Here is a 24,692-nt window from a genome sequence, read left to right on the forward strand (position 1 = left end):
GGTCAGGCCCGCCGGAAAAGGTCAGATCAAGGTTTTACCATGGCGCACGAAGGTCGGTTTGACCACTCGTACCGGATACCACTTGCCACGGATTTCCACTTCGGCGCGGTCGGCGGTAGCCATCGGTACACGCGCCAGGGCAATCGATTTGCTTAGCGTAGGAGAGAAACTACCACTGGTGATCTCTCCTTCGCCAACATCGGCGATACGAACCACTTGATGGGCGCGCAAAACACCGCGCTCCTCAAGCACCAGACCCACCAGTTTGTGCGCAACGCCGGCGGCTTTTTCCGCTTCCAGCGCCGAGCGACCGATGAACTGCCGCGAAGCCGGTTCCCAAGCGATGCTCCAGGCCATATTGGACGCCAGCGGCGAGACATCCTGATGAATGTCCTGGCCGTAGAGGTTCATCCCGGCTTCGACCCGCAACGTGTCGCGGGCGCCGAGGCCGATTGGCGAAATACCGGCACCGACCAGATCGTTGAAAAATCCCGGCGCCTGCTCGGCCGGCAAAGCGATTTCCAGGCCGTCTTCACCGGTATAACCGGTGCGGGCGATGAACCAGTCGCCATCGACTTCGGCTTCGAACGGTTTGAGGTGCTGGATCAGTGCGGCGCGGGACTGGGTCACCAGTTCGGCAATCTTCTGCCGGGCCTGCGGGCCTTGAATGGCGAGCATCGCCAGATCCTGACGCTCGTGCAGATGCACGTCGTAACCGGCGACCTGCGCCTGCATCCACGCCAGATCCTGGTCGCGAGTGGAGGCGTTGAACACCAGACGATAACGGTCTTCGAGGCGATAGACGATCATGTCGTCGACGATGCCGCCACGTTCGTTGAGCATCGTGCTGTAGAGCGCGCGGCCGGGGCGATGCAGGCGTTCGACGTCATTGGCCAGCAAATGCTGCAGCCAGGCCTTGGCCTGGGGGCCGTCAATGTCGATAACGGTCATATGGGAAACATCGAACACCCCGCAATCGCGGCGCACCTCGTGGTGTTCCTCGACCTGCGAGCCGTAATGCAGTGGCATGTCCCAACCGCCAAAATCGACCATCTTCGCGCCGAGGGCGAGATGCAGGTCATACAGAGGCGTACGCTGTCCCATGGGTTTCTCCTTCCGGGCGTGGCGAAGGTGCGGACAGCCGCTGTACGGGGTGAAAGCCTCGAAATAGAAGGCTTTCAGCCGATTTCAGCGAACGGGTCTGTCAGACGAACCGCACCGAATGCCGCGCATTGTAGCCGCATGATTCAGGACTGACGACTAAGTGTTTCGGTGCGCCGAGCGGCGGATCAGGCCGATGACCGGTAACAGGCCGACCAACACCAGGGTCAGCGCCGGCAGCGATGCCCGCGCCCACTCCCCTTCACTGGTCATTTCGAAGATCCGCACCGCCAGCGTGTCCCAGCCAAACGGGCGCATCAGCAGGGTCGCGGGCATTTCCTTGAGCACATCGACGAACACCAGCAACGCCGCGCTCAGTGTGCCGGGCAGCAACAGCGGCAGATACACTTTGAAAAACAGTCGCGGCCCACTGACACCCAGACTACGTGCCGCTTCGGGCAATGAAGGCCGTATACGCGCCAGACTGTTTTCCAGTGGTCCGTAGGCCACCGCGATAAAGCGCACCAGATAGGCCATCAGCAACGCCGCCAGACTGCCCAGCAGCAATGGCTTGCCGGCGCCGCCGAGCCAGCCCGACAGCGGAATCACCAGTTCGCGGTCGAGATAACTGAACGCCAGCATGATCGACACCGCCAGCACCGAACCCGGCAGCGCATAACCAAGATTGGCCAGACTGACCCCGGAACGGATTGCCCGGGTCGGCGCCAGACGTCGGGCAAACGCCAGCAACAGCGCGACGCTGACGGTGATCAACGCCGCCATGCCGCCCAGATACAGGGTGTGCAGGATCAGCCCGGCATAACGCTCATCGAGATCGAAGCGCCCGCGCTGCCAGAACCATACGAGCAGTTGCAGCAACGGAATCACGAACGCGCAGGCAAACACCAACGTGCACCAGCCGGTCGCCGCGAACGCCTTTAGCCCGCGCAGCTGATACAACGCCTTGACCCTGGGGCGCTCGTTGCTCGCCCGGTTGGCGCCACGGGCGCGCCGCTCGCCATAGAGCACCAGCATCACCACCAGCAGCAACAGGCTCGCCAGTTGTGCGGCGCTCGGCAGGCTGAAGAAGCCGTACCAGGTCTTGTAGATGGCGGTGGTGAAGGTGTCGAAGTTGAACACCGACACCGCGCCGAAATCCGCCAGCGTCTCCATCAGCGCCAGCGCCACACCGGCGCCAATCGCCGGACGCGCCATCGGCAACGCCACCCGCCAGAACGCCTGCCATGGCGATTGCCCGAGTACCCGCGCCGCCTCCATCAAGCCTTTGCCCTGCGCGAGAAACGCGGTGCGCGCCAGCAGGTAGACGTAGGGATAAAACACCAGCACCAGTACCACAATCACCCCGCCGGTAGAGCGCACGCGCGGCAGGCGCAAGCCGCTGCCGAACCACTCACGCAGCAGGGTCTGCACCGGGCCGGCGAAGTCCAGCAGGCCGACGAAGACGAACGCCAGCACGTAGGCCGGGATGGCGAACGGCAGCATCAGCGCCCAGTCGAGCCAGCGCCGTCCGGGGAATTCGCAGAGGCTGGTGAGCCACGCCAGACTGACACCGAGCAGCGTCACACCGACGCCAACGCCGAGCACCAGCGTCAGGGTGTTGCCGAGCAGGCGCGGCATCTGGGTTTCCCAGAGGTGCGACCAGATCTGCTGATCGATGGTCTGCCACGACAGCAGCAGGACACTCAGGGGCAACAGCACCAGCGCGGCAATGGCGAGGACGATGGGGTACCAGCGGCGTTGGGCGGGGTGGGCCACTTTTGGGACTCTGAGGGGTGGTTGGTGGTTCTGATTCAGGTGTTTCAGCTCGAGATTGCTGCCCTCACCCTAACCCTCTCCCGGAGGGAGAGGGGACTGAACGTGGTGATCTTTCGATTTACGCCGACCTGATACATCGAGCCGAGCTCCGGTCTTGAAAGCCATGGAGATCGGCTCCCTCTCCCCCCGGGAGAGGGCTGGGGTGAGGGCAGCGATCTTGAGCGAACACAGCGACCGGCAAATACTCAGTTCCAACCCGCCCGATCCATCATGCGGATCGCTTCCGCCTGACGCTTGCCCGCCACTTCCACCGGCAAGGTGTCAGCGACGAACTTGCCCCACGCCGCCACTTCTTCCGAAGGTTTCACTGCCGGGTTGGCCGGGAACTCCTGGTTGACGTCGGCGAAGATTTTCTGCGCTTCAGGTGTGGTCATCCATTCGACCAGCGCCTTGGCTGCTTCCGGGTGCGGTGCATGTTGGGTCAGGCCGATACCGGACAGGTTTACATGCACGCCGCGATCGGCCTGATTCGGCCAGAACAGTTTCACCGGCAGGTCGGGCTTCTGCTTGTGCAGGCGCCCGTAGTAGTAGGTGTTGACGATGCCGACGTCGCACTGCCCGGCGTTGATCGCTTCCAGCACCGCAACGTCGTCGGAGAACACATCGGTGGACAGGTTGTTGACCCAGCCCTTGAGGATCTTCTCGGTCTTCTCGGCGCCGTGCACTTCGATCATGGTCGCGGTCAGCGACTGGTTGTAGACCTTCTTCGCCGTGCGCAGGCACAGACGCCCTTCCCAATTCTTGTCGGCCAACGCTTCGTAGGTGGTCAACTCGCCCGGTTTCACCCGTTCGGTGGAATAGGCGATGGTCCGCGCGCGCAGGCTCAGGCCGGTCCAGGCGTGGCTGGAGGAGCGGTATTGCGCGGGAATGTTGCTGTCGATGGTCTTCGAGGTGAACGGCTGGAGGATGCCCATCTGTTCGGCCTGCCAGAGGTTGCCGGCATCCACGGTGAGCAGCAGGTCGGCGGTGGCGTTTTCGCCCTCGGCCTTGATCCGCTGCATCAGCGGCGCTTCCTTGTCGGTGATGAACTTGATCTTCACCCCGGTTTTCGCGGTGTAGGCGTCGAACACCGGTTTGATCAACTCATCGATACGCGAGGAGTAGACCACCACCTCGTCGGCGGCCTGGGCGGCAGTGCTGCCGATCAGGGTCAGGGCCAGTGCGGTCAGGAGACGCTTGGGTGCCAACATGGGAGTGATCTCTCGGTCGGAAAATGTGGGCCAAATGATAAGGACTCACATTTACCAGCTCAATCGAACACTTGGGCAAGGAGTTACCAGATGTTGCACAAGCTGAAATTCATGGCGTCGGTTCTGGCCCCTTCGCGAGCAAGCCCGCTCCCACCCCTGAAATGTATTCCAATGTGGGAGCGGGCTTGCTCGCGAAGAGGCCATCAGCCTCAAACAAATCTCAGGGTTTGGCCAGTACCGGCAGATCCCCGGTCAACCCCAGCGCCTCACGCACAAACAACGCCTTGGCCTCCGGCATCTGCTCCACCAGTTTCAATCCGGCGTTGCGCAACCAGCGCACCGGCAACGGGTCAGCCTGGAACAAGCGCTCGAAGCCCTCCATCGCCGCCATCAATGCCAGGTTGTGCGGCATGCGCCGGCGCTCGTAGCGGCTCAGCACCTTCACATCCGCCAGCCGTTCGCCGCGTTCCGCCGCTTGCAACAGCACTTCAGCCAGCACCGCCGCATCGAGGAAACCCAGGTTCACACCCTGCCCGGCCAACGGGTGAATGGTGTGCGCGGCGTCGCCGATCAGTGCCAGGCCTTCGGCCACGTAGCGTTTGGCGTGGCGTTGACGCAAAGGCACGCACAGCCGTGGATCAGCACTGACGACTTCGCCCAGGCAACCTTCAAAGGCTCGCTCCAGCTCACGACAGAATGCCGCTTCATCCAGCGCCATCAGGCGTTCGGCTTCACTTGGCGTTGTCGACCAGACGATCGAGCACCAGTCCTGCTGCCCGTCACGCTCCAGCGGCAGAAACGCCAGCGGCCCGTGATCGGTGAAACGCTGCCACGCGGTCATCCGGTGCGGCTTGCTGCTGCGCACGCTGGTAACGATGGCATGGTGCAGGTAATCCCACTCGCGAGTAGCGACGCCGGTCAGACGGCGTACCGCCGAATTGGCGCCGTCCGCCGCAATCACCAGCGGCGCACGCAACTGCCGACCATCGGCCAGAGTCAGAAGCCAGTCGTCACCGGAGCGGCGCATCTGTTCCAGCCGTGCGTTGGCCAGCATGCCCAGATCGCAATCGTGCAAACGATCGAGCAAGGCATCCTGCACCACGCGGTTTTCGACGATATGGCCGAGCACTTCGGCATGCACACTGCTCGCCGAGAAATGAATCTGCCCGGTGCCGCTGCCGTCCCACACGTGCATGTCGGTGTACGGGCTGCTGCGGCGCTTGGCGATGCCGTCCCAGACGCCAAGGCGTTCGAGTATCCGCTGGCTGGCCGCCGACAAGGCGCTCACTCGCGGCTCGAACGGCGCGGCGGCGTCGAACGGTTTGACGCTCAGCGGGCTGCCGTCAAGCAGCAACACTTCCAGGCCGCTGTCCTGCAACGCCAACGCGAGGGCGCTGCCGACCATTCCGGCTCCGACAATCAGCAGATCTGCGCGCATTTCCATGCTTTAAGCCTGTCTCGCTGGCGGCATGCGCCGCCCGTAAAGGGTTTTAGCGAGCGCGCCAGTTAGTGGCGCGCTGCTGAAAGTGAAAGTGCCGACCCGCCGCTCAAGCATCCGGCCGCGTCCCCAGCCCCATGGCCTGACGAGCAAACCAGCGCTTGGCCGGTGGCAACAGATCGAGCCCGAGCAGGCCGATGTTGCGGCCCAGCGAGACCAGCGGCTGGGTGCTGCCGAACAGTCGGGTGACCTGATCGGAGAAGCCCACGGTGAGCTCCTGATCCAGACGCTGCCGCTCGCGATAGGCCTGCAAGGTGGCGAAGTCGCCCAGCGGTTTGTCGCTGGCGAGCAGTGCGGCAGCCAGTGCATCAGCATCCCGCAGGGACAGGTTGAAACCTTGTCCGGCAATCGGGTGCAGGCTGTGCGCGGCATTGCCGAGTACGGCCAGATGCGAGCGTACTTGCTCCTCGGCCTCGACCAGCGACAGCGGATACAAATGCCGCGCGCCGACCTGTTTCAAGGTGCCGAGGCGGTAGCCGAACACGCCTTGCAGCTCGCTGAGGAAATCGCGCTCGCTGAGGTCTGCCAGGCGTTGCGCATCCATGCCCAGGCGGGTCCAGACCAGTGCGCAACGGTTGTCCGGCAGCGGCAGCAAGGCCATCGGCCCTTCGTCGGTGAAGCGCTCGAAGGCCATGCCGTTGTGTGATTCGCTCGGGGTGATGTTGGCGATCAGCGCGCTCTGGTTGTACGGACGCTTGCGCACGTTGATGCCCAGTTGCTCGCGCAAACCGGAACGGCCGCCGTCGGCCAGCACCGCCAGATCGCACTCGACGGTGGTTTCATCGTTGAGGGTCAGGCGATAGCCGTCAGGCAGCGGCTCCATGCGCGTGACTTCCGCCGGGCAGCGCCAGCTGATCACGTCTTTGTCCAGGTGCTGCCACAGGCACTGGCCGAGCCAGGCGTTTTCCACCACGTAGCCCAAGGCCGGCACGCCCTCCTCCATCGCCGACAGACGAGCGGTGGAGAAGCGACCCCGGTCGGACACGTGAATCTGTTTGATCGGCTCGGCGCGGCGGGAAATTTCCTGCCACACGCCCAGCCGCTGATAGATCTGCCGCGAACCGAAGGACAGCGCCGACGAACGTGCGTCGTAGCTCGGCTGCCAGCTGTCGCCGGGGGCGAACGGTTCGATCAGGACGATTTTCCAGCCGCGGGCCTTGGCCCCGGCCTGCAAGGCCAACGCCAGACTGGCGCCGACCAGGCCGCCACCGATGATTGCCAGATTGACTCGACTCATGCCGCGTGTGTCCGTGCTTGCGCCATCAGCGCTTCGATTTCGGCAACGGTTTTCGGTACGCCGCTGGTCAATATTTCACAACCGGTCTTGGTCACTACCACGTCATCCTCGATGCGCACGCCAATGCCGCGCCATTTCTTTGCCACGTTCTGGTTGTCCGGGGCGATGTAGATGCCCGGCTCGACCGTCAGCGCCATGCCGACCTCAAGCACCCGCCATTCGCCGCCGACCTTGTACTCGCCAACGTCATGTACATCCATACCCAGCCAATGGCCGGCACGGTGCATGTAAAACGCTTTATAGGCTTCGGTCGCGATCAACTCATCGACCTCGCCTTGCAGGATTCCGAGCTTGACCAGGCCTGCGGTAATCACCCGTACCGTGGCTTCGTGCGCCTGGTTCCAGTTTTTGTTCGGAGCGATTTCAGCGAATGCGGCTTCCTGCGAGGCCAGCACCAATTCGTAGATCGCTTTCTGCTCGGCGGAAAACTTGCCGTTGACCGGCCAGGTGCGGGTGATGTCGCTGGCGTAGCAGTCGATCTCGCAACCGGCGTCGATCAACACCAGGTCGCCGTCCTTGAGCAGCGCGTCATTCTGCTGGTAATGCAGGATGCAACTGTTGCGCCCGGCGGCGACGATGGAACCGTAGGCCGGCATCTTCGCCCCGCCCTTGCGGAACTCGTAATCGAGCTCGGCTTCGAGGCTGTATTCGTACAGTCCCGGCCGGCTGGCCTGCATCGCGCGGATATGCGCCTGAGCGGAAATCCGTGCGGCTTCGCGCATCACCTTCACTTCTGCCGCCGATTTATACAGGCGCATGTCGTGCAGCAGATGATCCAGGGCAACGAATTCGTTCGGTGGCTGGGCGCCGAGGTGCGCCTTGGAGCGGATCACGTTGATCCAGTCCATCAGATGGCGGTCGAACTCCGGGTTGCTGCCCATCGCCGAATACACCCGGTCGCGGCCTTCGATCAGGCCCGGCAGGATGTCGTCGATGTCGGTAATCGGGAACGCGTCGTCAGCGCCGTAATCACGGATTGCGCCTTCCTGGCCGGCGCGCAGGCCGTCCCATAACTCGCGTTCGGCATTGCGCTCGCGGCAGAACAGCACGTACTCGCCGTGCTCGCGGCCGGGCATCAGGACGATGACCGCCTGTGGCTCGGGGAAACCGCTGAGGTACTGAAAGTCGCTGTCCTGACGGTAGACGTGCTCGACGTCGCGGTTGCGGATCGCGACTGCGGCGGCGGGCAGGATCGCGATGCTGTTGGGTTCCATCTGCGCCATCAGGGCCTTGCGGCGACGGCTGTATTCCGCTTTGGGGATATGGATCATGGGCAGATGGCTTTCCCTGGCACGCGATTAATGCAGCGACGGCTTGGCGGCTGGCGGCACGTCGGCTTTCTTGGTTTCCGAGAACAGCAGCAGCGGCGCGACGCGCAGGTATTCCATGACTTCCATGTAGTCGCTTTCGCCGTCTTCGGATTCTTCCAGAGCGTCTTGCACCTGGGAGATCGCCGCCAGATCCTGCAGCACTTCGGTGGCTTCGGTGCTGAGCATGCTGCTGTCGCGGCAGTTCAGGCCGAAACCGCTGAGGAAGCCCTGGCACCATTGGCCCAGTGCGGCGGCGCGGTCGGCCAGGGGCGCGTCATCGGTCGGCAGCAGCAGAACGACGGTGACGTCGTCACCAGTCAACTCACCCTTGACCATCTCTTGCAGGCCGATCAGGGCGTTGCGGACGTTGTCCTGTGGCTCGTTTTCCAGAAGTTCGGCGGCATCGATCAGCCACTCGTCGGCGTTGAAGCCGGCACCGGCGCAGCTGCGGCCGAGCAGCAGGCCGTGCAGTTCGGCAGGCGAGACGTTGTGGCCGCTGGACGTCAGCAGGGTGGCAAAGGCTTGGTACGGGGAATTCGCAATGGTCATGGGCAGCTAGGCGCCAGACGGCGCTATGTCTAGAATGAAGGCCTTGTATCCTACATCGACAGACTCGCCAAGACTATTAAAGGCTGTCCGCCAGCCAGGCGCCTGCCGCCCATCAGATGAATTCAGTGGACACAATGGAAGACACCGACCTGCAAGCGCTGATGGCCAGACTCGAAAAGCTGATTAGCCGAGTCGAGCAACTAAAGAGTCAAAACGCACTCTTACTAGCTCAGGAAAAGACCTGGCGCGAGGAACGCGCTCACCTCATTGAAAAAAACGAAATCGCCCGGCGTAAGGTCGAATCGATGATTTCGCGCCTCAAGGCCCTGGAGCAAGACTCATGAGTTCAAGCAATAGCGTTACCGTGCAGATCCTCGACAAAGAATATTCGATCATCTGCCCCCAGGAAGAACGCAGCAATCTGGTCAGCGCCGCCCGCTACCTGGATGGCAAGATGCGCGAGATCCGCAGCAGCGGCAAAGTCATCGGCGCCGACCGTATTGCGGTAATGGCCGCGCTGAACATCACCCACGACCTCTTGCACAAAGAAGAGCGCCCGGACATCCAGGCCAGCGGCTCGACCCGTGAACAGGTGCGCGACTTGCTCGATCGTGTCGATCTGGTGCTGGCCGACGATCCGGACATCAGCAAGGGCTGATTCGCCAGGCCGCTTGAGGTATACTCGCGGCACTCCCTGGGGTGCTTGCCAGTTGACGATGTCCCTGAGCCGATTCGCACTACCCTGGAAGTTGCACGTTGGGCTGGTGTGCATGTCCGCCAGACGGAAAGCCTTAAAGTCTACTGCATCCTCCACCTTGAACTTTCGGGTTCAAGGGCTAAGTTGACAGCGGTTCATCCGGGGAGCCTGATTCGAATCCGATGCCGGTTTTTGCCGGCATCGGATTTTTTATGCGTGCGTTTTCGCCCTCACCTGCCGAAGCCGAACCATGACCGAACCTGCGCTGCTGCCCCGCCCGCAACTCCGCCGCCTGCTGCGCAAGGCGCGCCGCTCACTGACTCCCGGTGAACAACGACAAGCCGCCAAAGGCCTGTTCCGCCAACTGGCGCAAGACCCGCACTTCCGCCGGGCCCGACATATTTCGCTTTATCTGCCCACCGACGGTGAAATCGACCCGCGTCTGCTGCTGCGTGAAGCCCAGCGTCGCGGCAAAGCCACCTACCTGCCGGTGCTCAGCGCCTGGCCGCGAACCAAAATGGTGTTCCAGCGGATTCGCCCCGGCGACAAGCTCAAGCCCAACCGCTTCCGCATTCTCGAACCACGAGCCAATCTGGCCCATCAGCGCAAGATCTGGACCCTGGATCTGGTGTTGTTGCCACTGGTGGGGTTTGACGATGCTGGCGGACGCCTGGGGATGGGCGGCGGATTCTACGATCGCAGTCTGGCGTACCTGGCCCGGCGCAAGAACTGGCGCAAGCCGACGTTGCTGGGCCTGGCCCATGAATGTCAGAAGGTCGAACGCCTGGCGCAGGCCAGCTGGGATGTACCGTTGCAGGGCACGGTCACCGATAAAGCGTGGTATTTCGCGGGATAGACGCCGCGCAGATCAGCGGCGTCGGGAAGGCAGTTTCAGCGTTTGAAGGCGGTCGACTGTTGGACCTGTTGCGCGACTTCAACCGGAGCATCGGCCTTGCTCGTCCACAGACTTTGCGCGTAACCGGTGGTCACGACACCAAGGCCGAACAAAATAACCAAAGTCCATAGCAAATCCGGTTTGCGTTTCATCGATTGCCCCCCTCAAGGCACATCATCACGATGACAGCAGCGGTTTCCGTTCGTAGGCCGTGCAGCAGCGTCAAGCTTTAAAGGCCGGCATTTTGCGACAACGTGAACCCGGGCGCAAACGCTGACGTCAACCGACCGTCGGTTTGTCATAAAATTGCCCGACAACCTGCCCAATCACCGCTTGAGGAGCAAAAGACATGGCCTATTGGCTGATGAAATCCGAGCCCGACGAACTCTCGATCAAAGATCTGGAGAAACTCGGCAAAGCGCGCTGGGACGGGGTTCGCAACTATCAGGCGCGCAATTTCCTGCGGGCGATGGCGGTGGGCGATGAGTTCTTTTTCTACCACTCCAGTTGCCCGGAGCCGGGTATCGCCGGAATCGGCAGAATTATTCAGGCGGCGTACCCGGATCCCACCGCATTGGAACCCGAGAGCCATTACTTCGACCCAAAAGCCACGCCAGAGAAAAACGCCTGGAGTGCGATTGATGTGGCACACGTCGAGACGTTTGCCCGGGTGCTGAAGCTCGATTACCTGAAACAGCAGACTGCGCTGGCCGAAATGCCGCTGGTGCAGAAAGGCAGTCGCCTGTCGGTGATGCCGGTGACGGCCGAACAGTGGGCCGCGGTGCTTGGTTTGCGCTGAGAACTCGCCGGTCACGGTTTTTACCGACAAAAGGGGCTAGGCTTGGCGCTCATTTGACTGACATCAAGCGAATGGAACGCTTGAACAGTCAGACTGCAAGCCACAGCCGCAGGATGCCCCCATGTCGACGCACAGCCGTTCTTCACTTCTATACGCCGGTTCGCTCCTGGTATTACTCGCCGTCGCTGGCGGATTAGGTTACTGGATGTCCATCAGCAGCCGCCTGGTCGAAGGACTGTCGATGGGCAACGGGCGGCTGGAAGCCACTGAAGTGCAGATCGCCAGCAAGACCCCCGGGCGCCTCGCCGAGGTGCTGGTCGACGAAGGCGACAAGGTCAGCAAGGGCCAACTGCTGGCGCGTATGGACACCCGCACCCTCGAAGCCCAGCGCAATCAGGCCGAAGCCGAAGTGTTGCGCGCCCGGGAGAATCTCAACGCCGCTCAGGCCAACGTGCAATTGCGCCAGAGTGAACTGCTGCTGGCCCAGCAAGAACTCGGCCGCTCGCAATCACTGTTCAAGCACGGTTACGTCAGCGCGCAGATCATCGATCAGTTGCAGTCACGCATCGGCACTGGCAACGCTGCCGTTGTCGCCGCCCGGGCCCAGGTGTCTGCTGTCAGTGCGGCGATTGGCGCGGCACAGGCTCAAGTCGCACAGTTGACCAGTGAAATTGACGACAGCAGTCTGCGCGCGCCGATTGATGGCGTGATCCAGCTGCGCATGGCCGAGCCCGGCGAAGTGCTGGGGGCCGGTGGTCGCGTGCTGCTGCTGATCGATCCCAACGACCAGTACATGAACCTCTATCTGTCAGCCGCGGTGGCTGGGCGCCTGGCGGTGGGCGATGAGGCTCGCGTGCTGCTCGATGCCTTGCCCGATAACCCGCTGCCGGCAAAAATCAGCTTCGTCGCAGCCAAATCGCAGTTCACTCCCAAAGAGGTCGAGACCCGCGACGAGCGGCAAAAACTGGTGTTCCGCGTCAAGCTGCGCCTGGTTCAGCCCAGCGCCGTGCCGCAGGCCAAACCCGGCATGCCCGGGGCCGGCTACGTGCGGATCGCGCCCGTCGAATGGCCGGCCAATCTGCAATGAGCGGCCTTGCGGTTCAAGCGAACGGTATCGCGCACCGCTACGGCAAACAGCAAGCGCTGAGCGACATCGCCTTCAGCCTGCCCGCCGGCACCCGCTGCGGACTGATCGGCCCCGATGGCGCCGGCAAATCCAGTCTGCTGGGGTTGATTGCCGGCGTGAAGACCTTGCAGCAAGGGCAGCTGGACGTGCTCGGTGGCGCGATCGAGGATCGCCAGCATCGCGACACACTCTATGCGCGCATCGCCTTCATGCCGCAGGGGCTGGGCGGCAACTTGTACCCGGAGCTGTCGATCCGCGAGAACATCCAGTTCTTCTCGACGCTGTTCGGCCTGTCCAGGGCTGAAAGCGAACAGCGCATGCACAGCCTGTTGCTCGCCACGGATCTGCTGAAGTTCGCCGAGCGCCCTGCCGGCAAGTTGTCCGGTGGGATGAAGCAGAAACTCGGGCTGTGCTGCGCGCTGATCCATGAACCGGATCTGCTGATCCTCGATGAGCCGACCACCGGCGTCGACCCGCTCTCGCGCCGGCGCTTCTGGGAGTTGGTCGACGATGTGCGACGCCAGCGCCCGCAACTGACGCTGCTGGTCGCCACGGCCTATATGGAAGAAGCCGAGCAGTTCGAGCATTGCCTGATGCTCGATGCCGGCAAGTTGATCGCCACCGGCCTGAGCCGCGAGCTGGCGAACGTCACCCCCAGCGGCAAACTCGATGACGCCTTCACCCATTTTCAGGGTGACAGCCAGCATGACGCTCAGCCGCTGGTGATTCCACCGCGCACCGGCAACAGCAGCGACATCGCCATCGAAGCCCACGACCTGACGCTGCGCTTCGGCGATTTCACCGCTGTGGATCACGTCAGTTTTGCCATTGGGCGTGGCGAGATTTTCGGCTTTCTTGGCTCCAACGGCTGCGGCAAGACCACCACCATGAAAGTCCTGACCGGGCTGATGCCGGCCAGCGAAGGCAGTGCGACGCTGCTCGGCAACCCGGTGAACGCCAAGGATCTGGCCACGCGCAAGCGGGTTGGCTTCATGTCGCAGAGTTTTTCGTTGTATGGCGAACTCAGTGTGCGGCAGAACCTCGAGCTGCACGCGCGGCTGTTCGACCTGCCCAAAACCGAGAGTGCACAACGCATCGAGGCATTGATTCAGCGCTTCAATCTGCTTGCGGTCGCCGACCAGCCTTCCGGGGCGTTGCCATTGGGACTGCGCCAACGTCTGTCACTGGCGGTGGCGGTGCTGCACCGCCCGGAAGTGCTGATTCTCGACGAGCCGACTTCCGGCGTCGATCCGGCAGCTCGCGATGACTTCTGGCGACTGTTGATCGAGTTGTCCCGCGAGCAAGGCGTGACGATCTTCCTCTCCACGCACTTCATGAACGAAGCGCAGCGCTGCGACCGCATCTCGCTGATGCACGCGGGCAAAGTTCTCGCCTGCGACACCCCGGCGGCGCTGCAACGCCAGTTTGCCGGCGAGACGCTGGAAGCGGCCTTCGTCACTTGCCTGGAACAGGCTCAGGGTGCTCAGGCATCAGCGCCTGTGGCCGAGCCGCAAATAGCGCCGCCGAGCGCTGCGACAACACCAGTGCCCCAGCACGGTTTCAGCCTCGGTCGCCTGTTGGCCGTGGCCAGTCGCGAAGGCAAGGAGCTGCTGCGCGACAAAGTGCGCATGGCGTTCGCCTTGGCCGGGGCGATTTTCATGATGGTGATCTTCGGTTACGGCATCTCGCTGGACGTGGAAAACCTCGCGTTCGCCGTGTACGACCAGGATCAGACACCGCAAAGCCGAGCTTATCTGGAGGCGTTTCGCGGCTCCCGGTACTTCGACGAACAGCCGGCCATTCATGACCCGCAGGAACTGCACCGGCGCCTGCAACGCTCGGAAATCAAACTGGCGCTGGAGATTCCCCCCGGATTCGGCCGCGATCTGTACGCCGGGCGCCAACCCGCTGTGGCGGCGTGGCTGGATGGCGGCATGCCGTTTCGCGCCGAAACCAGCCGTAACTATGTTGAAGCCGTGCACGTGGGCAATCTGCAACAGCTGGCCGAGCAGAGCAGCCCCGCGCTGGCCCACCCGGCGGCCGCCAGCCTGGAAACCCGCTTTCGCTACAACCAGGACGTGGTCAGCGTCAACGCTATCGGCCCCGGGGTCATGGCGCTGATTCTCGCCTTTATTCCGGCGATGCTCACGGCGCTGGGCATCGTGCGCGAAAAGGAGTTGGGCTCGATCACCAATTTCTACGCCACACCCCTGACCCGTCTGGAGTTTCTGCTGGGTAAACAGGCGCCGTACCTGCTGGTCAGTCTGGTCAATCTCGCAGTGCTGGTGGCGATGAATCGCTGGCTGTTCGGCGTGCCGTTCAAGGGCAGCCTGCTGACACTGGCATTCGGCGGACTGCTGTATGTGTTGGCCACCACCAGCATGGGCCTGCTGATTTCGGCATTCACCCGCACACAAATCGCCGCGATCCTCGGCACCATGATCATCACCAGCCTGCCGACCATCCAGTTCTCCGGGCTGATCGTGCCGCGCTCGTCGCTGGAAGGTGCGGCAGCAGTGATGGGCATGCTGTTTCCGGCGGGGCACTTCCTCGACATCGCGGTGGGTACGTTCACCAAAGCGCTGGACTTGCGTCAGCTGTGGCCGCAGTGCCTGGCGCTGTTCGGGTTCTTTGTCGGGTTCACCGGGCTGAGCCTGATCATGCTGAAAAAGCAGGAGGCCTGATGCACAAGTTCGCGCACATCCTGCGCCTGGGACTCAAGGAACTGACCAGCCTGCGCCATGACAGCGTGTTGCTGCTGTTCCTGTTCTACGCCTTCACCGTGGCGATTTACATGCCCGCCGCCGGTTCGGTGATCGGCGTGCACAACGCCAGCGTGGCCATCGTCGACGAAGACCACAGCGCCCTCTCACGCCAATTGGCCCAGGCCCTGCAGCCGCCGGAATTCCAGACGCCGGTGCTGCTGCCTTATGCGCAACTGGATCAGGTCATGGACAGCGGTGAGTACACCTTCGTGATCAATATTCCGGCGGGCTTTCAAAGCGACTTGCTGGCGGCGCGGCAACCGGCGATTCAGGTCAACGTCGATGCCACAGCCATGAGCCAGGCGTTCATGGGCGCCGGCTACATCGGCCGGATCTTCCAGCGCGAATTGCTCGACTATGCCGGTCAGGGCGGTGCAGCGGCCAAGGCACCCGTGCAACTGACTACTCGCGCCCTGTTCAACACCAATCTGGAGGGTGGCTGGTTTCTGGCGGTGACTCAGATCGTCAACAACATCACCATTCTGGCGATCATCCTCACCGGCACGGCGCTGCTGCGCGAACGCGAACACGGCACGCTCGACCATTTGCTGGTGCTGCCGCTGACGGCGCTGGAAATCATGCTGGCGAAAATCTGGAGCAACCTGCTGGTGGTGGTGTTGTGCACCTGGCTGTCGCTGGAGGTGGTGGTCAAAGGCCTGTTGGGTGTGCCGTTGGCCGGCTCGATGAGTCTGTTTTTGCTGGTGACTGCGGTTTATCTGTTTGCCAGTACCGCGCTGGGTATCTTTCTGGCGACGCTGGCGCGCTCGACGCCGCAGTTCGGTCTGCTGGCGATTCCGGTGATCATCCCGATGTTGCTGCTGTCCGGCGGCAGCACGCCATTGGACAGCATGCCGCAGTGGCTGCAATGGGTCATGCAGGGCTCGCCGTCCACACACTTTGTCAGCCTCAGCGCCGCGATTCTGTTTCGCGACGCCGGGCTGAGCGTGGTCTGGCCGGACTTGCTGGCGCTGACGGTCATCGGCCTGCTGTTCTTTCTCATCGCGCTGGCGCGCTTTCGCAAGAGCCTGGCGTCCTGAACAGCGGCCAGCGTGGTTACTGAATGATCAGGTTGTTGAACAACAGATCTTCAACCACCGGCTTGCCGGTCTCGTCATTCATCACTTGCTGGGTCTGCTTCAGGGCTTCCTGACGCAGCTTTTCCTTGCCTTCGATGCTGCCCATCGCCTCGGTGGTCTGCTGAGTGAACAGCGCCACCAGTTGATTGCGAATCAGCGGCTCGTTGGCCTTGACCAGTTTGGTCGCCTCTTCGCCGGTCACACGCAGCGCCACGTCGGCCTTGTAGACCTTCAGCTTGGGCGTGCCGTCCAGCCCGTAGTTACCCACGAACGGCGGGCTCAGGGTGATGTAGTTGACCTTCGGCGCCTCGCCTTCTTTGGCTTCTTCGGCCAGCGCTGCCACAGGCAGAGACAGGGCCAGCAACAACATGATCCACGCTTTCACAATTCGCTCCTTATCCGGTTTGCGGCCTAGCATAACGACCCGCCGCGCAAGCACAAGCTTATGGCTGACTATCAGGGCCGGGCATGCTCGTTGACCCGTTGACTGACACACCTACACTTATCGGCCATCACTCCCAAAGGAATAGCCCTGATGAAAGCCGTGCTGTGCAAAGCCTTCGGCCCTGCCGAATCGCTGGTGCTGGAAGACGTCGCCAGTCCTGTCGCGAAGAAGAACGAAATCCTGCTGGAGGTGCACGCCGCCGGGGTCAACTTCCCGGACACGCTGATCATCGAGGGCAAGTATCAGTTCAAGCCGCCCTTCCCGTTTTCGCCGGGGGGCGAAGCGGCCGGCGTGGTCAGCGCCGTCGGTGAGAAAGTCAGCCACCTGAAAGTCGGCGACCGGGTCATGGCCCTGACCGGCTGGGGCAGCTTCGCCGAACAGGTCGCGGTGCCGGGTTACAACGTGCTGCCGATCCCGCCGTCGATGGATTTCAACACCGCCGCCGCGTTCAGCATGACCTACGGCACCTCGATGCACGCCCTCAAACAACGGGCCAACCTGCAACCGGGCGAGACCCTGCTGGTGCTCGGCGCCTCCGGTGGCGTCGGCCTGGCGGCGGTGGAAATCGGCAAAGCCATGGGTGCCCGGGTCATTGCCGCCGCCAGCAGCGCGGAAAAACTCGCCGTGGCCAAGGCCGCCGGTGCCGATGAACTGATCAACTACAGCGAAACCAGCCTCAAGGACGAAATCAAACGCCTCACCGACGGCCAGGGCGCCGACGTGATCTACGACCCGGTCGGCGGCGACCTGTTTGACCAGGCCATCCGCGCCATCGCCTGGAACGGCCGCCTGCTGGTGGTCGGCTTCGCCAGCGGACGCATCCCCGAGCTGCCGGTCAACCTCGCGCTGCTCAAGGGCGCCGCGGTACTCGGCGTGTTCTGGGGCTCCTTCGCCCAGCGTCAGCCGCAGGACAACGCGGCGAACTTCCAGCAGTTGTTCGGCTGGTTCGCCGAGGGCAAGTTGAAGCCGCTGGTGTCGCAGGTGTATCCGCTGAGCAACGCGGCGCAGGCGATCAACGATCTGGGGCAGCGCAAGGCGGTGGGCAAGGTGGTGGTGCAGGTGCGCTGAGTGTTTTCTGGCCGGTGACCTCTCGGAGCCGGCCTGATTCGCGCCAGGCAGCAACACAGCGTCGCTGGCTATCAAAGCAACTCGCGAACCTCTCCCGGCAGAAAACTCATGTAGCTACGCATAGGAGCTTCCCGGCAGCCTCTGACGATCATCGGTACGCGCCGGTTCATCTTGGCGATGATTGCCAGACGTTGTTCATCGGCCAACTGACTCTTGAGAATCACGTTGGAAACGTAAGCACGGGTGTAATTAAACACTTCTGCGTCGACCCAGGCGTGCTCAGGCATGTTCCTGAAACCGTCATTGATGACGCGACACTTTACTGACTTCAGCCACTGGTTGATGTCGATCGGCTGATCCCTGGCCAATCGAAAGAGCATCGGCGCCACGATGGGCTGTTCCGCAGGCCGACCGTCTTCAACCGTCCAGGGCCTGAAGCGCCACTGTGTTATGGCGTCTTTGACCGCCTCAGCCAGATCGGGGTGATCACTTTGCACGATGTCGATCGCGCTGACCGAGCCATCCGCCTTGACGATAAAGCTGACCCTGACCTCGCCTTCGACCCCTGCCCTGGACAACCTCTTCGGGTAAATCGGCTGCGGGTTGTTTTCAGGTATGAGTAACCCTTCTGCCGCCAGTGCAAGACTGAAGATCGTCAATAAAAGCCCTGCAAAAAACCACCGCATGATCGCGCCCCTTCCCTATTGAGATGCCTGTCCGGCAACAACAGAAAGTTTACGGAGCACTGTCTTTTAACTGAATGGCGCAGCTTCGCTATTGAATGCAGGACATTTCCTGATCCCGATGGGAAATCCGACGAAACCGCTGGGCAAATGACGGCAGGTAAATTTTCTGACGGACGTTTAGCCGCCGTTCGGCCCGGCAGAGTCGCCCGACAACAAGTGCTCCTGCACCTTCAGACTGCGCGACGGAATCAGCCGGCCCTTGTCATCGAAGCGCAGGACGATCAGCCAGTCGAAGACCTCATCCGGCCATTTTTCCTGACCCATCAGGGCTGTGGGGTCACCGCCAAAGGCTTTGAGCAGTTTATTGATATGGCCGTGGTGCCAGGCGATCAGCACCGTCTGCGCCTGATTGCTCTTGCGCAACAGTTTGACCAGTTGATGCAGATCGCCATTGACGAAGGGCTGCTCGATCGCAAGGTTCAGGCGCTGGGCCAACGGGGTCAGGGTCAGGCGTGAGCGCGAACTTTCCGGGGTATCGCCGGCAGCGATCAAACGCTGGGGGGTGAACGTCTGGCCGTCGAGTTTCAGCGGATTGAAATAGTCGACGTAGGCGGCGGCGCGTTGCTCGCCTCGGGCATTGAGCACCGATCCTGTATCCGGTTTTTCCGCATGCCGAATGATCAGCACCGTGGCGTTGCCCAGGCCGGAATGAGAAGGATGATCGGTGACGATCAATGCCAGCAACACGACGGCAAGTCCCGCTGCCACCAAAAATCTCGGCACCAACATGCGAACCTTCAGTGACATTGCTTATCTCGGCTGATCAATCGGCTGAACGGGCCGCGAGTCTAAGTCACTCCATGTAGATAAGTGGTGAAAACGCCCTGTTCTTACAGCTGAGCGACAGGTTCGTAAAAGAACGTGCGACTTCCAACATTTTCCGCTGTTTTGCCGATGCGAACCGGTGCTATTTTCGGTAACGAAACTGTAACATTCGCATCCGCAGTCAAAACAAGAAATCTGGAGCTCTTGAATGTTTGCTTTCTTTCGTCCTGCCGCACATCAGGCTCCATTGCCTGAAGAAAAAATAGACAGTACTTACCGACGCCTGCGCTGGCAGATCTTCGCCGGTATCTTCTTTGGCTACGCGGGTTACTACCTGCTGCGCAAAAACTTCTCGCTGGCCATGCCGTACCTGATCGACGAAGGCTACAGCCGTGGCGATCTGGGTCTGGCGATGTCGGCCATCGCCATTGCCTACGGTCTGTCGAAGTTCCTGATGGGCCTGGTGTCCGACCGTTCCAACCCGCGCTACTTCCTGCCATTCGGCCTGCTGGTGTCGGCCGGGGTGATGTTCATTTTCGGTTTCGCGCCGTGGGCGACTTCCAGCGTGACCATGATGTTCATCCTGCTGTTCATCAACGGCTGGGCCCAGGGCATGGGCTGGCCGCCGAGCGGACGCACCATGGTGCACTGGTGGTCGCAGAAGGAACGTGGCGGCGTGGTTTCGGTGTGGAACGTGGCGCATAACGTCGGTGGCGGTCTGATCGGCCCGCTGTTCCTGATCGGCATGGGCCTGTTCAATGACTGGCACGCAGCCTTCTACGTTCCGGCAGCGGTGGCGCTGGGCGTGGCGGTGTTTGCCTTCATCACCATGCGTGACACCCCGCAATCTGTCGGCCTGCCGCCGATCGAGAAGTACAAGAACGATTACCCGGAAGGCTACGACGCCAGCCACGAAGACGAATTCAGCGCCAAGGAAATTTTCGTCAAATACGTGCTGCGCAACAAAATGCTCTGGTACATCGCCATGGCCAACGTGTTCGTTTACCTGCTGCGCTACGGCGTACTGGATTGGGCGCCGACCTACCTGAAAGAAGCCAAAGGTTTCACCGTGGATAAAACCTCGTGGGCCTATTTCTTCTACGAGTGGGCGGGCATTCCGGGCACGCTGCTGTGCGGCTGGATGTCGGACAAGATCTTCCGTGGCAATCGTGGCCTGACCGGCATGGTGTTCATGGCGCTGGTGACCGTGGCGACGCTGGTGTACTGGCTGAACCCGGCCGGCAACCCGACGGTGGACATGATCGCGCTGTTCTCGATCGGCTTCCTGATCTATGGCCCGGTGATGCTGATCGGCCTGCAGGCGCTGGAACTGGCACCGAAGAAAGCCGCCGGCACGGCTGCGGGCTTCACCGGTCTGTTCGGTTACCTGGGTGGTTCGGTCGCGGCGAGTGCGGCGATGGGCTACACCGTTGACCACTTCGGCTGGAACGGTGGTTTTGTCCTGCTGGTGGGCGCTTGCCTGCTGTCGATGGCCTTCCTGGCCCCGACCCTGTGGCACAAGCAAGTCGCCAGTCAGAGCCGCGAAGCCGTCGCCTGATCGGCTTTTGACTGACAGCGCTTGAGCCGCGCCTCCAGATTTCGATCCGGCATGGCGTGGCTGCGCAGGGCGTGGGCGGTCTGCTCGACATAATCGCGAGTGGTGCCGTAACGCCCGCAAGCGCTTTCGAACACCTGACTCAGCACGTGATCCGGCAAGTTGCCGGCATAGCTGGGCAGGTGTCGCTCCAAAACAAACCCTAACGCCTGAACCTGACTGCCATCTTCGAGCCGGCAGTTCAGCCAGTGCGGGCGATAGGACGGGAACGGCATCTCGCGTTTCCACAGCGCGTACAGCGCAGCGTCGAGGTTCTCTTCCGGCAGCCGATAGGCGAAGCCGCTGCATGAACCGCCGCGATCCAGACCAAATACCAGCCCGGGCATTTCCGGCGTCCCCCGATGCTCGTGCGACCACAAATACAGGCCGCGGTGGTAGCCATGGACGCGGCCGCGCACCCGCTCCACCGCCGTACATTCCGGGCGCCAGATCAGCGACCCGTAGGCGAACAGCCACACCGGCCCGCCCTTGTGGCGCGCCATGGTCGATTGCATGGAAGCGAGAAGTTGTTCGTGAGTGAGCTGCGGCCCCAGATCGAGCCGCGGAGGATAAGCCAGATTCAGAAAAGCAGATTCTATGGCTGTCATGACGGAAGTGTTCGGCCCCGCAAGTATTACAAGATGTAAGCGCAATTCGTTCGTTAGAACATATAGCAGTAAATCTAAAACGAAAAGTGCTAAAGGATGTATGACCTGCTCGATAGCGCTAAATCGGGTGTATTAGTCAACGCTATGCGGTTTTATATAGCCTAATACCATTGCCGAAATATCTTAAATACCCGAATGAAATATGCATAAGCCTTCGCTTGTTCAGGATTGGTTCAAGAAAGCGCAGGAATCTTCCTACTAAAATGTCGGACTTTCTTTCTTCTCCGTCGCTGAACGGCTACGTATAACGGCCTTCCTCTGGCGCAAGCCATCCCGTTTAACTGAGGCTGCACTATGAAAATCCCAAGACTTCTGGCCGCGTTGCTGATGGCTCAGGCCGGCCATGCATTGGCCGAGGACAATGCGCAAGGCAAAGGCTTCTGGTATGCCCAGACCAGTGTCTACACCCGACATTACTCGCCCGACCCCGAACACAATAATCATCAGGACTTGATCGGCATCGAACGCAATCAGGCTTCCGGCTGGGTATTTGGCGGGGCAACTTTCCGCAACTCGTTCCGCCAGCGCTCGAACTACGCCTATGTCGGCAAGCGCTATGACAGCAGCGAATATCCGCTGTATCTGAAACTCACGGGTGGGCTGTTGCAGGGTTATCACGGTGATTACAAGGACAAGATTCCTTTGAACCGCTACGGCGTTGCGCCGGTGATCATTCCGTCCGTCGGGACTCACTACGGCCCATTGGCCGCCGAGCTGGTATTTCTCGGCGCCAATGCGGCGATGGTGACTAGCGGCGTGCGTTTCTAGAAGCGCGGCTCAGGCGCGGGACGCAAGAGCTCGGCTCAATTCGCGCGGCTCAAGAGCGCGGCGCATACGCAAATACATCGGCGCGCATCTGGTGCGCATCCATCCCGGCTTCCACCAGCGCATCCAGAGTCCCGTAGACCATCGCCGGCGAGCCGCTGGCGTATACATGCAGGGACTTCAGATCGGCGAAGTCTTCACACACGGCCTGGTGCAACATCCCGCAGCGCCCTTCCCAACCGCACTGGTCGCTGACGACTTTGTGCAGGAACAGATTGGGCAGCTTCAGCCATTCGTCCCAATGCTCGATGTCGTAGAAATCTTCCGGACGGCGTACGCCCCAGTACAGATGCACCGGGTGTTTGAAGCCGTTGGCGCGGCAGTGTTCGATCAGGCTGTGGATCTGGCCCATGCCGGTGCCGGCGGCGATCAACACCAGTGGCCCGTCAGGCAACTCGGCGAGGTGAGTGTCACCGAATGGCAGCTCGACGCGCACCATCGCGTTGCGTTGCAACTGCTCGATCAGGCTCAGTGCACTGGCTTCGCGGGCCAGCACGTGGATTTCCAGATCGCGCCCGCCGTGCGGCGCCGAGGCCATGGAGAACGCCGACTTCTCGCCGTTTTCACGCTCGATCATCAGGTACTGCCCGGCGTGATAACGCGGCGGCTTGCCGGCCGGCGCACGCAGGCGCACGCGCCAGGTGTCGCCACCGACATCCCGGCATTCGATGACCTGACACGACAGGCTGCGCACCGGCAGTTCTCCCAGCGCGAGCACGCCATCCCACAGCAGGACGCAGTCTTCCAGCGGCTCGGCTATGCAAGTGTAGAACTCGCCGTGGTCGTGCACCTTGCCGGCCTGCTCGACCCGGCCTTCCACCAGCAGCGCCGCACATACGTGGCAATTGCCGTTGCGGCAGCTTTGCGGGCATTCATAGCCCAGGCGCCGCGCACCATCGAGAATCCGCTCGCCGGGCCGTATCTCAAGCACCGCTCCGGAGGGCTGCAGGGTTACACGCATCAATCTATTCCTAACTGATTCCAGATGGCATCGATCCGCTGGGTGACGGCGTCGTCCTTGACGATTACGCGGCCCCACTCGCGAGTGGTTTCGCCCGGCCACTTGTGGGTGGCATCCAGGCCCATTTTCGAGCCCAGGCCGGACACCGGCGAGGCGAAGTCGAGGTAGTCGATCGGCGTGTTGTCGATCATCACCGTGTCGCGCTTGGGGTCCATGCGCGTGGTGATGGCCCAGATCACGTCGTTCCAGTCCCGGGCGTTGATATCGTCGTCAGTGACGATAACGAACTTGGTGTACATGAACTGTCGCAAAAACGACCAGACACCGAGCATCACGCGCTTGGCATGCCCCGGATACGACTTCTTCATCGTCACCACGGCCATGCGGTACGAGCAGCCTTCCGGCGGCAGGTAGAAATCGGTGATTTCCGGGAACTGCTTCTGCAGGATCGGCACGAACACTTCGTTCAGCGCCACGCCGAGGATCGCCGGCTCATCCGGTGGACGGCCGGTGTAGGTGCTGTGATAGATCGGCTTGATCCGGTGGGTAATGCGCTCGACGGTGAACACCGGGAAGCTGTCGACTTCGTTGTAGTAACCGGTGTGGTCGCCGTACGGGCCTTCGTCGGCCATTTCGCCCGGATGAATCACCCCTTCGAGGATGATCTCGGCAGTGGCCGGCACTTGCAGGTCGTTGCCACGGCACTTGACGAGCTCGGTGCGGTTACCGCGCAACAGGCCGGCGAAAGCGTATTCGGAGAGACTGTCCGGCACCGGCGTCACGGCGCCGAGGATGGTCGCAGGGTCGGCGCCCAGCGCCACGGAGACCGGGAACGGCTGGCCCGGGTGCTTCTCGCACCACTCACGGAAGTCCAGCGCACCGCCACGGTGGCTGAGCCAGCGCATGATCACCTTGTTGCGGCCGATCACTTGCTGACGGTAGATGCCGAGGTTCTGGCGATCCTTGTTCGGGCCTTTGGTGACGGTCAGGCCCCAAGTGATCAGCGGGCCGACGTCGCCGGGCCAGCAGGTCTGCACCGGCAGCATCGCCAGGTCGACGTCGTCGCCTTCGATGACCACTTCCTGGCACACCGCGTCTTTGACGACTTTCGGCGCCATCGAGATGATCTTGCGGAAGATCGGCAGTTTCGACCACGCGTCCTTCAAGCCCTTCGGTGGCTCCGGCTCCTTGAGGAAAGCCAGCAGCTTGCCGATCTCGCGCAGTTCGCTGACCGACTCGGCGCCCATGCCCATGGCCACCCGCTCCGGGGTGCCAAACAGGTTGCCGAGCACCGGGATGTCGTAGCCGGTCGGCTTCTCGAACAGCAGCGCCGGGCCCTTGGCCCGCAGTGTGCGGTCGCACACCTCGGTCATCTCCAGCACCGGCGAGACGGGAATCTGGATGCGTTTCAACTCTCCGCGCTGCTCAAGCTGCTGCACGAAATCCCGAAGATCCTTGAATTTCATTGACGATGGCACCCT

General features: G+C 61.8%; 24 protein-coding genes and 1 other RNA gene. 11 read left to right on the top strand and 14 right to left on the bottom strand.

Translation table 11 applies throughout. From position 1 onward, the window contains the following. Positions 1 to 21 precede the first annotated feature (21 nt). The 7 genes from gcvT to E4T63_RS27025 form a co-directional block, all read right to left on the bottom strand. Positions 22 to 1,104, bottom strand: a complete 1,083-nt coding sequence (gene gcvT / locus E4T63_RS26995) for a glycine cleavage system aminomethyltransferase GcvT (RefSeq protein WP_027610497.1) — start codon at positions 1,102 to 1,104, stop codon at positions 22 to 24. Between the two features lie 156 nt (positions 1,105 to 1,260). Further along, a complete protein-coding gene (locus tag E4T63_RS27000) occupies positions 1,261 to 2,877 on the bottom strand; it encodes an ABC transporter permease (RefSeq protein ID WP_134784918.1) in 1,617 nt (538 codons plus the stop codon). A 245-nt stretch (positions 2,878 to 3,122) separates the two neighbouring features. Further along, positions 3,123 to 4,127, bottom strand: a complete 1,005-nt coding sequence (locus tag E4T63_RS27005) for an extracellular solute-binding protein (RefSeq protein WP_135296801.1) — start codon at positions 4,125 to 4,127, stop codon at positions 3,123 to 3,125. Positions 4,128 to 4,347: 220 nt separating this feature from the next. Beyond that, positions 4,348 to 5,565: a 2-octaprenyl-3-methyl-6-methoxy-1,4-benzoquinol hydroxylase gene (locus E4T63_RS27010; RefSeq protein WP_171061890.1), complete on the bottom strand. Its 1,218-nt coding sequence runs from the start codon at positions 5,563 to 5,565 to the stop codon at positions 4,348 to 4,350. A 109-nt stretch (positions 5,566 to 5,674) separates the two neighbouring features. Then, a complete protein-coding gene (gene ubiH / locus E4T63_RS27015; RefSeq protein ID WP_103368194.1) occupies positions 5,675 to 6,862 on the bottom strand; it encodes a 2-octaprenyl-6-methoxyphenyl hydroxylase in 1,188 nt (395 codons plus the stop codon). After that, positions 6,859 to 8,193 carry a Xaa-Pro aminopeptidase gene (gene pepP, locus E4T63_RS27020; RefSeq protein WP_135296803.1) on the bottom strand — a complete coding sequence of 445 codons (1,335 nt, stop codon included), beginning with the start codon at positions 8,191 to 8,193 and terminating at the stop codon, positions 6,859 to 6,861. The genes ubiH and pepP overlap by 4 nt, the downstream gene beginning before the upstream one ends. A gap of 27 nt (positions 8,194 to 8,220) precedes the next feature. Continuing rightward, positions 8,221 to 8,781 carry a YecA family protein gene (locus E4T63_RS27025; protein WP_098966178.1) on the bottom strand — a complete coding sequence of 187 codons (561 nt, stop codon included), beginning with the start codon at positions 8,779 to 8,781 and terminating at the stop codon, positions 8,221 to 8,223. A gap of 134 nt (positions 8,782 to 8,915) precedes the next feature. Between E4T63_RS27025 and E4T63_RS27030 the strand changes: the two genes are divergently transcribed. The 4 genes from E4T63_RS27030 to E4T63_RS27045 all read left to right on the top strand — a co-directional run bounded on the left by E4T63_RS27030 (position 8,916) and on the right by E4T63_RS27045 (position 10,334). Next, positions 8,916 to 9,125, top strand: coding sequence for a TIGR02449 family protein (locus E4T63_RS27030; RefSeq protein ID WP_047597101.1), 210 nt, complete (start codon positions 8,916 to 8,918; stop codon positions 9,123 to 9,125). Next, positions 9,122 to 9,439 (top strand): cell division protein ZapA, encoded by a 318-nt coding sequence (locus E4T63_RS27035; RefSeq protein ID WP_007967943.1) that lies wholly within the window; start codon positions 9,122 to 9,124, stop codon positions 9,437 to 9,439. Before E4T63_RS27030 ends, E4T63_RS27035 begins: the two co-directional genes overlap by 4 nt. Before the next feature lie 30 nt (positions 9,440 to 9,469). After that, a non-coding RNA gene (gene ssrS / locus E4T63_RS27040) (6S RNA) lies at positions 9,470 to 9,648 on the top strand. Positions 9,649 to 9,728: 80 nt separating this feature from the next. Further along, positions 9,729 to 10,334 (top strand): 5-formyltetrahydrofolate cyclo-ligase, encoded by a 606-nt coding sequence (locus E4T63_RS27045; protein WP_003229306.1) that lies wholly within the window; start codon positions 9,729 to 9,731, stop codon positions 10,332 to 10,334. 35 nt (positions 10,335 to 10,369) lie between these two features. Here the strand turns inward: E4T63_RS27045 and E4T63_RS28590 are convergent, their stop codons facing one another. Further along, positions 10,370 to 10,525 carry a hypothetical protein gene (locus tag E4T63_RS28590; protein ID WP_167797087.1) on the bottom strand — a complete coding sequence of 52 codons (156 nt, stop codon included), beginning with the start codon at positions 10,523 to 10,525 and terminating at the stop codon, positions 10,370 to 10,372. A 197-nt stretch (positions 10,526 to 10,722) separates the two neighbouring features. On the opposite strand from E4T63_RS28590, the gene E4T63_RS27050 reads away from it, so the two are divergent. The 4 genes from E4T63_RS27050 (at position 10,723) to E4T63_RS27065 (ending at position 16,100) form a co-directional block, all read left to right on the top strand. Next, the gene (locus tag E4T63_RS27050) at positions 10,723 to 11,172 is read left to right on the top strand and encodes an EVE domain-containing protein (RefSeq protein ID WP_135296804.1); all 450 of its coding nucleotides are present in this window, start codon (positions 10,723 to 10,725) and stop codon (positions 11,170 to 11,172) included. 121 nt (positions 11,173 to 11,293) lie between these two features. Beyond that, the gene (locus E4T63_RS27055) at positions 11,294 to 12,259 is read left to right on the top strand and encodes an HlyD family secretion protein (RefSeq protein ID WP_098966184.1); all 966 of its coding nucleotides are present in this window, start codon (positions 11,294 to 11,296) and stop codon (positions 12,257 to 12,259) included. Further along, entirely contained in the window at positions 12,256 to 14,982 is a 2,727-nt protein-coding gene (rbbA, locus tag E4T63_RS27060) for a ribosome-associated ATPase/putative transporter RbbA (RefSeq protein ID WP_135296805.1), read from the top strand. The genes E4T63_RS27055 and rbbA overlap by 4 nt, the downstream gene beginning before the upstream one ends. Beyond that, positions 14,982 to 16,100, top strand: a complete 1,119-nt coding sequence (locus tag E4T63_RS27065) for an ABC transporter permease (RefSeq protein ID WP_135296806.1) — start codon at positions 14,982 to 14,984, stop codon at positions 16,098 to 16,100. The genes rbbA and E4T63_RS27065 overlap by 1 nt, the downstream gene beginning before the upstream one ends. A 16-nt stretch (positions 16,101 to 16,116) precedes the next feature. Here E4T63_RS27065 and E4T63_RS27070 read toward each other — a convergent pair whose 3' ends face one another. Further along, on the bottom strand, positions 16,117 to 16,524 hold the full coding sequence (locus E4T63_RS27070) for a flagellar basal body-associated protein FliL (RefSeq protein WP_027610485.1): 408 nt from the start codon (positions 16,522 to 16,524) through the stop codon (positions 16,117 to 16,119). A 150-nt stretch (positions 16,525 to 16,674) separates the two neighbouring features. On the opposite strand from E4T63_RS27070, the gene E4T63_RS27075 reads away from it, so the two are divergent. Then, on the top strand, positions 16,675 to 17,652 hold the full coding sequence (locus E4T63_RS27075; protein ID WP_115985873.1) for an NADPH:quinone oxidoreductase family protein: 978 nt from the start codon (positions 16,675 to 16,677) through the stop codon (positions 17,650 to 17,652). A 71-nt stretch (positions 17,653 to 17,723) separates the two neighbouring features. On the opposite strand, the gene E4T63_RS27080 is transcribed toward E4T63_RS27075, so the two are convergent. Both E4T63_RS27080 and E4T63_RS27085 read right to left on the bottom strand, forming a co-directional pair. Beyond that, entirely contained in the window at positions 17,724 to 18,338 is a 615-nt protein-coding gene (locus E4T63_RS27080; RefSeq protein WP_098966189.1) for an energy transducer TonB, read from the bottom strand. 177 nt (positions 18,339 to 18,515) lie between these two features. Further along, complete coding sequence (locus E4T63_RS27085) at positions 18,516 to 19,145, bottom strand: flagellar basal body-associated protein FliL (RefSeq protein ID WP_135296807.1); 630 nt, start codon at positions 19,143 to 19,145, stop codon at positions 18,516 to 18,518. A 226-nt stretch (positions 19,146 to 19,371) separates the two neighbouring features. Between E4T63_RS27085 and glpT the strand changes: the two genes are divergently transcribed. Further along, complete coding sequence (gene glpT / locus E4T63_RS27090; protein WP_027610481.1) at positions 19,372 to 20,721, top strand: glycerol-3-phosphate transporter; 1,350 nt, start codon at positions 19,372 to 19,374, stop codon at positions 20,719 to 20,721. Here the strand turns inward: glpT and E4T63_RS27095 are convergent. Beyond that, on the bottom strand, positions 20,697 to 21,365 hold the full coding sequence (locus tag E4T63_RS27095) for a gamma-glutamylcyclotransferase (RefSeq protein ID WP_098966192.1): 669 nt from the start codon (positions 21,363 to 21,365) through the stop codon (positions 20,697 to 20,699). The two genes, glpT and E4T63_RS27095, sit on opposite strands and share 25 nt — an antisense overlap. A 354-nt stretch (positions 21,366 to 21,719) precedes the next feature. On the opposite strand from E4T63_RS27095, the gene E4T63_RS27100 reads away from it, so the two are divergent. Continuing rightward, positions 21,720 to 22,193, top strand: coding sequence for a sn-glycerol-3-phosphate transporter (locus E4T63_RS27100; RefSeq protein WP_098966194.1), 474 nt, complete (start codon positions 21,720 to 21,722; stop codon positions 22,191 to 22,193). A gap of 49 nt (positions 22,194 to 22,242) precedes the next feature. On the opposite strand, the gene E4T63_RS27105 is transcribed toward E4T63_RS27100, so the two are convergent. Next, positions 22,243 to 23,211 (bottom strand): CDP-6-deoxy-delta-3,4-glucoseen reductase, encoded by a 969-nt coding sequence (locus E4T63_RS27105; protein ID WP_047596694.1) that lies wholly within the window; start codon positions 23,209 to 23,211, stop codon positions 22,243 to 22,245. Next, a complete protein-coding gene (ubiD, locus tag E4T63_RS27110) occupies positions 23,211 to 24,677 on the bottom strand; it encodes a 4-hydroxy-3-polyprenylbenzoate decarboxylase (protein ID WP_003229330.1) in 1,467 nt (488 codons plus the stop codon). The genes E4T63_RS27105 and ubiD overlap by 1 nt, the downstream gene beginning before the upstream one ends. Between the last annotated feature and the right edge of the window lie 15 nt (positions 24,678 to 24,692).

It is taken from the genome of Pseudomonas fluorescens (assembly GCF_004683905.1).
Lineage (GTDB): Bacteria > Pseudomonadota > Gammaproteobacteria > Pseudomonadales > Pseudomonadaceae > Aquipseudomonas > Aquipseudomonas putida_A.

What these genes read in the sequence shown, in the direction of transcription:
- E4T63_RS27065 (WP_135296806.1), top strand. Translation starts at nt 14,982, where the DNA reads ATGCACAAGTTCGCGCACATCCTGCGCCTGGGACTCAAGGAACTGACC.
- E4T63_RS27050 (WP_135296804.1), top strand. Translation starts at nt 10,723, where the DNA reads ATGGCCTATTGGCTGATGAAATCCGAGCCCGACGAACTCTCGATCAAA.
- ubiD (WP_003229330.1), bottom strand. Translation starts at nt 24,677, where the DNA reads ATGAAATTCAAGGATCTTCGGGATTTCGTGCAGCAGCTTGAGCAGCGC.
- glpT (WP_027610481.1), top strand. Translation starts at nt 19,372, where the DNA reads ATGTTTGCTTTCTTTCGTCCTGCCGCACATCAGGCTCCATTGCCTGAA.
- E4T63_RS27085 (WP_135296807.1), bottom strand. Translation starts at nt 19,145, where the DNA reads ATGTCACTGAAGGTTCGCATGTTGGTGCCGAGATTTTTGGTGGCAGCG.
- E4T63_RS27100 (WP_098966194.1), top strand. Translation starts at nt 21,720, where the DNA reads ATGAAAATCCCAAGACTTCTGGCCGCGTTGCTGATGGCTCAGGCCGGC.
- E4T63_RS27045 (WP_003229306.1), top strand. Translation starts at nt 9,729, where the DNA reads ATGACCGAACCTGCGCTGCTGCCCCGCCCGCAACTCCGCCGCCTGCTG.
- E4T63_RS27095 (WP_098966192.1), bottom strand. Translation starts at nt 21,365, where the DNA reads ATGACAGCCATAGAATCTGCTTTTCTGAATCTGGCTTATCCTCCGCGG.
- ubiH (WP_103368194.1), bottom strand. Translation starts at nt 6,862, where the DNA reads ATGAGTCGAGTCAATCTGGCAATCATCGGTGGCGGCCTGGTCGGCGCC.
- E4T63_RS27035 (WP_007967943.1), top strand. Translation starts at nt 9,122, where the DNA reads ATGAGTTCAAGCAATAGCGTTACCGTGCAGATCCTCGACAAAGAATAT.
- E4T63_RS27075 (WP_115985873.1), top strand. Translation starts at nt 16,675, where the DNA reads ATGAAAGCCGTGCTGTGCAAAGCCTTCGGCCCTGCCGAATCGCTGGTG.
- rbbA (WP_135296805.1), top strand. Translation starts at nt 12,256, where the DNA reads ATGAGCGGCCTTGCGGTTCAAGCGAACGGTATCGCGCACCGCTACGGC.
- E4T63_RS27055 (WP_098966184.1), top strand. Translation starts at nt 11,294, where the DNA reads ATGTCGACGCACAGCCGTTCTTCACTTCTATACGCCGGTTCGCTCCTG.
- E4T63_RS27030 (WP_047597101.1), top strand. Translation starts at nt 8,916, where the DNA reads ATGGAAGACACCGACCTGCAAGCGCTGATGGCCAGACTCGAAAAGCTG.
- E4T63_RS27010 (WP_171061890.1), bottom strand. Translation starts at nt 5,565, where the DNA reads ATGCGCGCAGATCTGCTGATTGTCGGAGCCGGAATGGTCGGCAGCGCC.
- pepP (WP_135296803.1), bottom strand. Translation starts at nt 8,193, where the DNA reads ATGATCCATATCCCCAAAGCGGAATACAGCCGTCGCCGCAAGGCCCTG.
- E4T63_RS28590 (WP_167797087.1), bottom strand. Translation starts at nt 10,525, where the DNA reads ATGAAACGCAAACCGGATTTGCTATGGACTTTGGTTATTTTGTTCGGC.
- E4T63_RS27105 (WP_047596694.1), bottom strand. Translation starts at nt 23,211, where the DNA reads ATGCGTGTAACCCTGCAGCCCTCCGGAGCGGTGCTTGAGATACGGCCC.
- E4T63_RS27025 (WP_098966178.1), bottom strand. Translation starts at nt 8,781, where the DNA reads ATGACCATTGCGAATTCCCCGTACCAAGCCTTTGCCACCCTGCTGACG.
- E4T63_RS27005 (WP_135296801.1), bottom strand. Translation starts at nt 4,127, where the DNA reads ATGTTGGCACCCAAGCGTCTCCTGACCGCACTGGCCCTGACCCTGATC.
- E4T63_RS27080 (WP_098966189.1), bottom strand. Translation starts at nt 18,338, where the DNA reads ATGCGGTGGTTTTTTGCAGGGCTTTTATTGACGATCTTCAGTCTTGCA.
- gcvT (WP_027610497.1), bottom strand. Translation starts at nt 1,104, where the DNA reads ATGGGACAGCGTACGCCTCTGTATGACCTGCATCTCGCCCTCGGCGCG.